Here is a 10058-nt window from a genome sequence, read left to right on the forward strand (position 1 = left end):
ATTTACGATAGTATTTCCACACTACCACCAACTGAAGTTACAGATCTTTTTGCAGCTTCCGATGCAAAATCAACATGAAACACAAATTTTTCGCTCAATTTACCTTTATTAAGAAGTTTTATTTCGCTCTTAATAGATCTGATAAAACCTAACTTATGTAGCAACTGCTTATCTATGATAGAGTCCTTTACTATTTTTTTAGCTTCTATTAAACGCTGTACATCACCAACATTAAATATAGAGTATACATTTTTGCGTATAGGCTTAAAACCTCTTTTAGGTAAACGAGTATATATAGACTGTTGCCCACCTTCAAAACCATTTATGGAAACCCCACTTCTAGCTTTCTGCCCCTTATGTCCTCTACCGGATGTTTTACCTTTACCACAACCAATACCTCTACCTAACAATTTAGGCTTTTTTTTCTTAGATAATTTGGTAAATATAGAATTTAATTTTACAGCATCATTCATACTTTACCTATTTTCAACTATCTCACTAATCTTTTTACCCCTCTTGCCTGCCACTTGGCGAGGAGATAACATAACACCAAAAGCCTTAAACACTGCACATATAATATTATGAGGATCATTTGATCTAGTAGATTTAGCTACCACATCCTTTATACCTAATACCTCAAAAACCAACCTCATTGCTCCACCAGCAATAATACCTGTTCCAGCCCTTGCAGCTCTTAAAACTATCTCACCAGAACAAAATTTAGCTTTAATATCATGATGTAAAGTTCTACCTTCACGTAAGTACACTCTAATCATCGACTTCTTTGCAGCATTTACAGCTTTCACTCTTGCTTCAGCAACCTCTGCATGCTTACCTATTCCACATCCTACCCTACCCTTCTCATCACCAACAACCACCAAAGTTGAAAATGAAAATCTTCTACCACCTTTGGTAACCGTTGTTACTCTTCGCACTGAAACTAAAAGCTCTAATAAATCATTATTATTTTGTAAATTCTTTATAGCCATACTCAAAACCTTCTAAAATTCAAATCCAGAGCTTCTTAAAGCTTCAGCAAATTGAGAAATTAATCCTGTATATTTATATGCACCACGATCAAACGCAAACCGCTGCTCCAATTTCATACCAGACAGACGCTCAATCATTAAAGAAGAAACTTGCTTTATAGTTTCAGGATTGACCCTACCTTTACATATGCCCCTAATTTTAGCATCCAAAGTAGAAGCAGAAGTGATGGTGATTCCTTTTGCATCGTTAATCAACTGAACGTAAAAATGTTTATTAGACTTAAATATGGATATACGTAAACGCTCAACACCATTATTGAGCTTCTTTCTATTACGTAACTTCCTTTTCTTAGCATTACTTAAAAAATTATACAATCTTTTCATTTTAATTACTTCTTTTTACTTACAACCTTACGCGGCATAAATTTGCCTTTTATTCTAATACCCTTACCTTTATAAGGATCATATTTTCTAATTTTGCATATATCAGAAGCCACCATATAGACTTTTTGCTTATCCATACCGCGAATCACTAAATGAGTTGGCTTTATACACTTAATCTCAACATCTTTAGGCACTTTATACTTAACATTATGGCTATAACCAAGATACAAAGTCAAATACTTATCATCACACTCTGCTTTATACCCAACACCATTAATTTCAAGATTAACAGAAAAATCATTAACCATACCGTTAATAATATTATTAATATTACTTCTACAAGTACCCCACATAGATTTTATTTGATCATAATCATCGCTATTTTGATCAACAGAAAGTAATAATTGATTATCAACTACCTGACACAGAATGTTACCACACAGGCTCAGCTCCTTTTCTGCCCTAGCATTTTTTATTAATATCCTACCATCATTATATTCAACTGAAAAATCAGCAGGAATATTAATAGGTGCAGCACCTATACGAGACATATATTTCTCCTATCATTCAAAACACACGACACAAAACTTCTCCACCAACCTTTAATTTACGCGCGTTATAATCAGTCATCACTCCTTTCGATGTAGATATAATAAAAATACCAAGACCATTATATGCTTTAGAAATGTCCTTATACTTAGAATAAAAACGACAACCAGGCTTTGACACCCTAACTATGTCACTAATTACAGATGACTTTTCATAGTACTTCAACTTTACAATGAAAGAAGGTATATTACCTATAACTTCTTTTTGATAATCAAGGATATATCCTTCATCTTTTAAAATCTTCAATATAGAAGAATTTAGTTTGGAAAACAACACTATTGTTGTTCTATGCACTGCTAATTGAGCATTACGTATCCTTGTTAAAAAATCACCAATACTATCAGATAACGCCACAATATACTCCTTATATTATATTCACCAACTAGACTTTGTAACTCCTGGAACTTGCCCAAAAGAACATAAATCACGCAAAACAATTCTACATAAACCAAATTTTCTATATACCCCTCTTGGTCTCCCAGTTAAAGCACACCTATTTCTAATTTTGGTTTTAGAAGAATCTCTAGGCAATTTTTTAATCAGATTGTTTTGAGCAGCAAACCTCTCGTCAAGAGATATCTTCTTATTATTCATTATAGATTTCAACTCTTCCCTTCTCTCCCTATACTGAGCGCATAGCTTCATTCTACGAAGATTCCTCTGTACCATAGATTTTTTTTGCCATATATTTTTTCTCTCAATTAATCAAAAAAAGGAAACCTAAAAGCTAGTAATAACTCCTTTGCTTCTCTATCACTAACCGCACTTGTTATAACATTAATATCCATACCTCTAATTTTACTTATTTTATCATAGTCTATTTCTAAAAATGAGATATGCTCCTTGATACCAAAGGAAAAATTACCATTACCATCGAATTGCTTCACACTAAATCCTCTAAAATCTTTTTCCCTTGGTAAAGTAATATATATCAATCTTTCTAAGAACTCATACATTTTATTTCTACGCAACGTTACTTTGCAACCTACTGTAGCACCTTTTCTAATCTTGAAACCAGAAATAGATTTTTTTTGCAAAAGTTGACACAGGCTTTTGCCCAGCAATCAAATATAGATTATCAAATGGCTCATTTATCGCTTTACTATCTGCAGCAGCATCCCCAACACCCATATTAATACATACTTTAACAAGTTTAGGTACTTGCATTATATTGTCGTAATTGAATTTATCCTTTAGAGACTTTACTATACTACTTTTATATAACTCTTTAAACATATCAACCTAATCTATTACTTCTCCAGAAACTTTTGCAAAACGAACTTTTCTATCATCTATAACCTTAAACCCTACTCTAGTTGGAGTTTTATACTTAGGATCCAATGTTGCAACGTTGGATATATCAACAGCTAACTCTTTATTTAATACACCACCACTACTACCAGCTTTTGGTTTAGTATGTCTTTTATGCACATTTACGCCAGAAACAATTACTTTCTTTTTAGCATCACGTGTTATAACTTTGATTACCTTACCAATTTTTCTCTTATCCTTACCAGTTAAAACTATAACATCGTCACCACTTTTTATTTTAGCACTCATTATAAAACCTCAACAGCTAATGACATTATCTTCATAAAAGAACCAGATGATAACTTTTTTACTGGACCAAACACCCGAGTACCAAGCGGCTCACCTTGATCATTAATTAAAACCACAGCATTGCTGGAAAAACGAATTACAGAGCCATCAGATTTCTTAACACTATTTTTCACTCTAACAACAACTGCTTTATATACCTTTCCTTTTTCAACTTTACCTTTTGGATTAATAGATTTAGTAGATATAATAATCACATCACCTACAGATGCAGATTTCCTACCACCTAACAAGCCAATACAAAGCACTTCACGCGCACCAGAATTATCAGCTACTTCTAATAATGTATTTTTTTGAATCATATAAACACCTATTCCATCTTAGCTATTGATCACAACCCATCTTTTAGTAGCAGAAAGAGGCTTATGTTCCTGTATTAAAACCCTATCCCCTTTTTTGCAACTATTATTTTTGTCATGTGCTGTATACTTCTTATATTTTTTGATAACCTTCTTATACAGCTTATCCTTATACACTTGCAATACTGAAACCTTTACAGTCTTATCACACTCAGCCTTAGTTACAGTACCAGAAAAAATCTTCTTAGGCATTTTTTTCCTTTCTCCTTCTTCTATTTGATACAGTTAGAATACGAGCTATGCTTTTTCTTATTAAGCTAAAACGTGAAACATTGCTACATTGCCCCAATTTTTTTTGAAAAACCAAACTAGTAAATTCTTTTCTCAAATTCACAAGAATTCCATGTAACTCTTGTGAAGATTTTGATTCAACTTCAAGTATATCCATTACAACTCCATTCAATCATGATTAGATACAAATTTACACTTCATAGGAAGCTTAGCAGTTGCCTTTTCAAGCGCCAATTTTGCTAAATGCATTGGAACATCACTGCTAATTTCAAATAAAACCCTACCAGGCTTAGCCTTAAATATCCAAAATTCAACACTACCTTTCCCTTTACCCATACGTACATCTGCTGGCTTTTTACTAACCGGGGTATCAGGAAAAGTTCTTATCCACACTTTACCAGAGCGTTTTAACGTTCTAGATATTACACGTCTTGCAGTTTCAATATGCTTAGACTGAACCTTACCTACTTCCACAGCTTTTAAGCCATAATCTCCAAAAGATAATGTACTACCACCCTTCGCATTACCCTTAATTCGCCCTTTAAACACCTTTTTATATTTACTCTTTTTGGGAACAAACATTTCAATATACCTTAACTACCAATATAAACCCAAACTTTAACTCCTATAATACCACATATAGTTTTCGCTTCACAAAAAGCATAATCTATATTAGCACGTAAAGTGTGCAAAGGCAAACGACCTTCTTTATACCATTCAGTACGAGCTATCTCAGCACAGTTAAGACGCCCAGAACAACTCACCTTAATACCTTTAGCACCCATCCTCAAACAACTTAGAATAGCTTTTTTCATCGCTCTTCTAAATGAACCCCTTTTTTCTAACTGTTGTGCAATGCTGTTTGCTATTAAAGCTGCATCTACTTCAGATCTTTTAACTCCTACTACATTCACTTCAACATTACTTTTTACTTTTTCAGCTATTTTTTGCTTTATCTTCTCAATATCTGACCCTTTCTTACCTATTATCACTCCAGGCCTAGAAGAATGTATTATTACAGACACTAAATTGACCGTACGCTCTATAACTACCTTAGAAACACCAGCATGCTTAAAAGATTTATTTATATAACTGCGAATAAATAGATCTTGATGTAATCCCTGTTTATAACCCTTTTCAGCATACCAAATTGAATTCCAGGTATTAGTATTTACTTGCAACCTAAACCCTATAGGATTAACCTTTTGTCCCATATTTTTACACTTTCCTTATTAATTTTCCATTTTTATGAATCATATAATTACCCCCAATTTTACAGTTATATTACTATAACGTTTACTAACTCTATTAGCCCTACCCATAGCTTTTGGATATACTCTACGCAAAGTAAGAGACTTACCTATTAAAATTTCTTTTATATATAAATTATCAATGTCCAATCCATAGTTATTTTGAGCATTAGCAATTGCAGAATTCAATACCTTCATTATAAAATCAGCAGCTTTTTTTTTCGCAAAATCTTAATTGTATATTAGCAAAAGAAACTTTTTTATTACGTACTAAATCAGCAGCCAAATTCAATTTACGAGGAGTTGATTTTAAAACCCTAGAACCAGCCTTAACTATTACATCTCTGTTTTTCATATCAATCACCTTCTTGTTGCCTTCTTATCACCACTATGCCCAGTAAATTTACGAGTGGGTGAAAATTCACCAAATTTATGACCTATCATATTCTGATCATTAACATTAACAGGAATGTAATCCTTACCATTATAAACAGCAAACTTTAAACCCAAACAACTAGGAGGGATTACAGAAGCTCTAGAGCGAATTTTTATGACCATATTAACAAGCCCTTTCTTTAAAGCAGCTTTTACTGCTCTTATTACAGAAGGATGACAAAAAGGCGGCTTCCACGCAGATCTACTCATAAATTACCCTTTTAATTGCTTTATATATTTATTACTAGGTTTGTTTTTCTTTCTAGTTTTCCTACCATTAGTTGAAACACCCCAAGGAGTAACAGGATGACGACCACCAGAAGTTTTTCCTTCTCCACCCCCATGAGGATGATCAACCGGATTCATCGCAACCCCACGCACAGTAGGTCTAATTCCAAGCCACCTACTTCTCCCAGCTTTACCTAGCTTTCTATTCTTATGATCAGAGTTAGAAACTACACCAATAGTAGCTTTACAAGAAGATAAAACCAGCCTAACTTGATCAGACCTAAGTCGCAATAAAGTATACTGACCATCACGCCCAACAATTTGCGCATAACAACCGGCAGCTCTAGCAATCGCAGCACCATTACCTGGTTTCAGCTCAATATTATGAACAAAGGAACCAACAGGTATATATTTCAATAACAAACAATTACCTGGTAGAATATCAGCATCATTTCCAACTGTAACAATATCACCAAGCTTCATACCTTGAGGAGCTAATATATAAGACTTAGTATCATCTTCTTCATATGATATCAATGCTAAAAACCCACTTCTATTTGGGTCATACTCTATTTTTTCAACTACACCCCGACCACTTCTATTACGTTTAAAATCTATCATCCTATACTTCTTCTTGTGACCACCACCCCTGTGACGAGTTGTAATTCTACCTTGATTATTCCTTCCACCACTGGATTTCTTACCAGATACAAGAGACTTTTCTGGCTTATCTTTTGATAAACCAGCTTTACTTATTAATACAGTCCCACGAGAAGACGGAGTAACAGGATTAAAAAATTTCATACCCATATTAAACACTCATTATATCTAATTTCTGACCATCTATCAAAGAAAAATAAACCTTTTTTTTCTGTTTTTCACAACCAATCACACCCCTGAAACGCCTATATTTCGGTTTTACTTTAATAACATTTATAGAAGAAACCTTAACATTAAATAGAGACTCTATTGCCGACTTTATTTGACACTTATTTACATTCACAAAAACATACAAAGAATATTTATTAAACTTCTCCCTCAAAAAAGAGGCCTTTTCTGTAATTATAGGAGATTTTATTATATTATTATATTTGATCATAATAATCTACCTTCAAGATGCTTTAAAGTATCTTTTGTTAACATCACACATTCATGATTCAATATATCAAAGACATTTAACCCAATAGGTTTGATTAAGTCCACATAATGCAAATTTCTAACAGCACGCAACAAATTATCTCCATAATTCCCAACTATCAAAAAGGAAGAAAATTTAAAATTTTTAATATATTCACACATTTCAGATGTTTTCTTCACATCAACATTTAAATTATCCAGAATAATCACTTGATTATTTAAATATTTTAGAGATAAAGCAATTTTTAAACCAAATTTGCGTACCTTTCTATTAAGAGAATAAGCATGACCCCTCACAACAGGGCCGAAAATAACCCCACCACCTCTAAATTGAGGAGATCGCAAACTCCCTTGTCTTGCTCTACCAGTACGTTTTTGACCATAAGGTTTAGCTGTTGTGCCAGAAACATCACTGATACCTTTTGTTTTATGAGTACCAACTCTTCTCTTTGCTAATTGCCATCTCACTACATCATGCAAAATACTCAAATTTTGCTTGGCAGAAAATATCAAAGGGTTAAGCTGAGCAGTACCTACATTATTATTAGATAGATTAACCAAATTACATTCCATAACTAACTCACCAAATTACTAGTATCATCATTTGCATCTAACAGCAAACCCACCGGAAAAGGAGCATCTTTATGTAAAGATTTTTTAACTGCATCTCTCACAAAAACATAAGAATTTTTAAACCCAGGAACATTGTTACCCTTTACAGCAATTATACTATTTTCATAATCAATAGATAATATCTTCATATTTTGTGCAGTTACTCTGCTATTACCTAAATGACCAGCCATTTTCTTTCCTCTGAATACTCTACCAGGATCCTGACATTGACCAGTAGAACCTTGCGATCTATGAGCAATAGAAACACCATGAGATGCCCTAAGCCCACTAAAATTATGCCGTTTCATCACACCAGCAAACCCTTTACCTACAGAATAACCCGTAATATCAAGATATTGACCAACTACAAAATGATTAATTCCCACCTTTTTACCATATTCTATTCCCAACAGGTCATTTAATCTACTTTCGTATAACTTGCATTTATTATTTATACCATTTTTCTTTAAATATTCCAACTGAGGTTTTGCTATATTTTTAAAATCTCCTGCACCTAAAATGACTGAATTGTAGCCACATTTATCTTGTCTTTTTATACCAATAATATAAGTTTCGCTGAGATGCAATAAAGTTACAGCCATGCGACTATTATCAGAGTATATAGCAGTATGACCAATATTCGTCATTAATAAACCAATTCTCCTCAGCGAATTTATTCTCTTCATTTCCTTTTCCTAAACCTTAACTTCCTTAACTTTTAGATCCACTTCCACGCCAGCAGAAAAAGATAAACCTGTAAGCATCTGCATCATAGTAGGAGTAAGATCATGCAAGACAATTAAACGCTTGGAAATTCTCATTTCAAATTGTTCACGAGATTTTTTATCAACGTGAGGAGATCTATTAACAATAAATTTAGAATCTTTTCTTGGCAACGCAATCGGACCAGATAATTTTGCACTAGACCGCTTTAATTCATCAACAAATTTTCGAACACACTCCTCTAATAAAGAACAATCGAAAGCCTTAATCTTAATGTATATATCTTGCTTCATCTCAATTATTACACTTACTCCAAAATTTCCGAAACCACACCAGAACCAACAGTTCTACCACCTTCTCTTATCGCAAAACGCAACCCCTTATCCATTGCTATTGGTGCTTGCAATTCTACTTCTACACTCACATTATCTCCTGGCATTACCATCTCCTTCCCATCTAGCAATTTTATGCTCCCAGTTACATCCGTTGTCCTTAAATAAAACTGTGGCTGGTAATTCGCAAAAAATGGTGTATGCCTTCCTCCTTCTTCTTTCTTCAATATATATACCTCCGCGTTAAATTTCTTATGCGGCGTTATTGTCCCCGATTTTGCTAATACTTGCCCTCTTTCCACCTCCTCTCTCTTTGTCCCCCTTAGTAATATCCCCACATTCAGCCCCGCACTCCCCTTATTCAGCAACTTCTTAAACATTTCTACACCAGTACATATCGTCTTTTGCGTCGCTTTTAGACCTATTATCTCTATCTCATCACCTGTTTTTATCTCTCCCTTTTCTATCCTTCCCGTTACTACCGTCCCACGCCCCGATATCGAAAATACATCTTCGATTGGCAATAAAAATGGTAAATCTACAGGCCTTGATGGAACCTCCACATATTCATCTAATTTTCCCATCAATTTGTCTATTGATTTCTTTCCATATTCACTGCTATCATCCTCCAGCGCCTTGAGTGCTGAACCAACTATCACAGGTACTTCATCCCCCGGAAATCCGTACTTGCTCAGCAACTCTCTCACTTCCATTTCCACTAAATCTATCATATCAGCATCAGCAACATCAGCTTTATTTATGTATACCACGATATATCCAACACCCACCTGCTTTGCCAGCAATATATGCTCTCTCGTTTGTGGCATTGGCCCATCAACCCCCGACACCACCAATATTGCTGCATCCATCTGTGCTGCACCTACTATCATATTCTTTACATAATCAGCATGCCCAGGACAATCAACGTGTGCATAATGCCTTTTTTCCGTCTGATATTCAACATGCGCTGTTGCTATTGTTATTCCCCTCTTTCTTTCTTCTGGCGCTTTATCTATTTGATCATATGCTATAAAGTTCCCGTAATGTTTTGTTATTGCCGCTGTTAACGTTGTCTTTCCATGATCCACATGTCCTATCGTTCCCACATTTACATGCGGCTTGTCAAATGCTTCTACTACTGCTGTCATAATT

The 10058-nt window shown here is 34.3% G+C and carries 19 protein-coding genes and 2 pseudogenes; all 21 read right to left on the minus strand.

Features of this window, described 5'->3' with window-relative positions:
• Nucleotides 1-2: 2 nt before the first annotated feature.
• Entirely contained in the window at nucleotides 3-473 is a 471-nt protein-coding gene (rplO, locus tag Wcon_RS01960) for a 50S ribosomal protein L15 (protein ID WP_047758918.1), read from the minus strand.
• Nucleotides 474-476: 3 nt separating this feature from the next.
• Nucleotides 477-989: a 30S ribosomal protein S5 gene (rpsE, locus tag Wcon_RS01965; protein ID WP_114517030.1), complete on the minus strand. Its 513-nt coding sequence runs from the start codon at nucleotides 987-989 to the stop codon at nucleotides 477-479.
• A 12-nt stretch (nucleotides 990-1001) separates the two neighbouring features.
• Nucleotides 1002-1373: a 50S ribosomal protein L18 gene (rplR, locus tag Wcon_RS01970; RefSeq protein WP_114517031.1), complete on the minus strand. Its 372-nt coding sequence runs from the start codon at nucleotides 1371-1373 to the stop codon at nucleotides 1002-1004.
• Nucleotides 1374-1378: 5 nt separating this feature from the next.
• Entirely contained in the window at nucleotides 1379-1924 is a 546-nt protein-coding gene (gene rplF / locus Wcon_RS01975; protein ID WP_114517032.1) for a 50S ribosomal protein L6, read from the minus strand.
• Between the two features lie 16 nt (nucleotides 1925-1940).
• The gene (rpsH, locus tag Wcon_RS01980; RefSeq protein ID WP_114517033.1) at nucleotides 1941-2336 is read right to left on the minus strand and encodes a 30S ribosomal protein S8; all 396 of its coding nucleotides are present in this window, start codon (nucleotides 2334-2336) and stop codon (nucleotides 1941-1943) included.
• Between the two features lie 21 nt (nucleotides 2337-2357).
• Nucleotides 2358-2651, minus strand: a complete 294-nt coding sequence (gene rpsN / locus Wcon_RS01985; protein ID WP_114517034.1) for a 30S ribosomal protein S14 — start codon at nucleotides 2649-2651, stop codon at nucleotides 2358-2360.
• 32 nt (nucleotides 2652-2683) lie between these two features.
• Nucleotides 2684-3218, minus strand: a pseudogene (rplE, locus tag Wcon_RS01990) (50S ribosomal protein L5).
• Between the two features lie 6 nt (nucleotides 3219-3224).
• The gene (gene rplX, locus Wcon_RS01995; protein WP_047758925.1) at nucleotides 3225-3542 is read right to left on the minus strand and encodes a 50S ribosomal protein L24; all 318 of its coding nucleotides are present in this window, start codon (nucleotides 3540-3542) and stop codon (nucleotides 3225-3227) included.
• The gene (rplN, locus tag Wcon_RS02000; RefSeq protein ID WP_114517035.1) at nucleotides 3542-3901 is read right to left on the minus strand and encodes a 50S ribosomal protein L14; all 360 of its coding nucleotides are present in this window, start codon (nucleotides 3899-3901) and stop codon (nucleotides 3542-3544) included. The genes rplX and rplN overlap by 1 nt, the downstream gene beginning before the upstream one ends.
• Nucleotides 3902-3919: 18 nt before the next feature.
• Nucleotides 3920-4150, minus strand: coding sequence for a 30S ribosomal protein S17 (rpsQ, locus tag Wcon_RS02005; RefSeq protein ID WP_114517036.1), 231 nt, complete (start codon nucleotides 4148-4150; stop codon nucleotides 3920-3922).
• Nucleotides 4143-4346 carry a 50S ribosomal protein L29 gene (rpmC, locus tag Wcon_RS02010; protein WP_114517037.1) on the minus strand — a complete coding sequence of 68 codons (204 nt, stop codon included), beginning with the start codon at nucleotides 4344-4346 and terminating at the stop codon, nucleotides 4143-4145. The genes rpsQ and rpmC overlap by 8 nt, the downstream gene beginning before the upstream one ends.
• Before the next feature lie 11 nt (nucleotides 4347-4357).
• Nucleotides 4358-4771, minus strand: coding sequence for a 50S ribosomal protein L16 (gene rplP, locus Wcon_RS02015; RefSeq protein WP_114517038.1), 414 nt, complete (start codon nucleotides 4769-4771; stop codon nucleotides 4358-4360).
• 11 nt (nucleotides 4772-4782) lie between these two features.
• A complete protein-coding gene (gene rpsC, locus Wcon_RS02020) occupies nucleotides 4783-5403 on the minus strand; it encodes a 30S ribosomal protein S3 (RefSeq protein WP_047758930.1) in 621 nt (206 codons plus the stop codon).
• 39 nt (nucleotides 5404-5442) lie between these two features.
• Nucleotides 5443-5794 (minus strand): annotated as a pseudogene (gene rplV, locus Wcon_RS02025) (50S ribosomal protein L22).
• A 5-nt stretch (nucleotides 5795-5799) separates the two neighbouring features.
• Nucleotides 5800-6084: a 30S ribosomal protein S19 gene (rpsS, locus tag Wcon_RS02030; RefSeq protein ID WP_114517039.1), complete on the minus strand. Its 285-nt coding sequence runs from the start codon at nucleotides 6082-6084 to the stop codon at nucleotides 5800-5802.
• A gap of 3 nt (nucleotides 6085-6087) precedes the next feature.
• The gene (gene rplB, locus Wcon_RS02035; RefSeq protein WP_114517040.1) at nucleotides 6088-6912 is read right to left on the minus strand and encodes a 50S ribosomal protein L2; all 825 of its coding nucleotides are present in this window, start codon (nucleotides 6910-6912) and stop codon (nucleotides 6088-6090) included.
• A gap of 1 nt (nucleotide 6913) precedes the next feature.
• Entirely contained in the window at nucleotides 6914-7201 is a 288-nt protein-coding gene (locus Wcon_RS02040) for a 50S ribosomal protein L23 (RefSeq protein ID WP_047758933.1), read from the minus strand.
• Nucleotides 7198-7812, minus strand: a complete 615-nt coding sequence (gene rplD, locus Wcon_RS02045; protein ID WP_047758934.1) for a 50S ribosomal protein L4 — start codon at nucleotides 7810-7812, stop codon at nucleotides 7198-7200. Before rplD ends, Wcon_RS02040 begins: the two co-directional genes overlap by 4 nt.
• A 2-nt stretch (nucleotides 7813-7814) precedes the next feature.
• On the minus strand, nucleotides 7815-8537 hold the full coding sequence (rplC, locus tag Wcon_RS02050) for a 50S ribosomal protein L3 (protein ID WP_047758935.1): 723 nt from the start codon (nucleotides 8535-8537) through the stop codon (nucleotides 7815-7817).
• A 9-nt stretch (nucleotides 8538-8546) separates the two neighbouring features.
• Nucleotides 8547-8867 carry a 30S ribosomal protein S10 gene (rpsJ, locus tag Wcon_RS02055; protein WP_047758936.1) on the minus strand — a complete coding sequence of 107 codons (321 nt, stop codon included), beginning with the start codon at nucleotides 8865-8867 and terminating at the stop codon, nucleotides 8547-8549.
• A 14-nt stretch (nucleotides 8868-8881) separates the two neighbouring features.
• Nucleotides 8882-10054, minus strand: coding sequence for an elongation factor Tu (gene tuf / locus Wcon_RS02060; protein ID WP_114517041.1), 1173 nt, complete (start codon nucleotides 10052-10054; stop codon nucleotides 8882-8884).
• Between the last annotated feature and the right edge of the window lie 4 nt (nucleotides 10055-10058).

This window comes from Wolbachia endosymbiont of Cylisticus convexus, assembly GCF_003344345.1.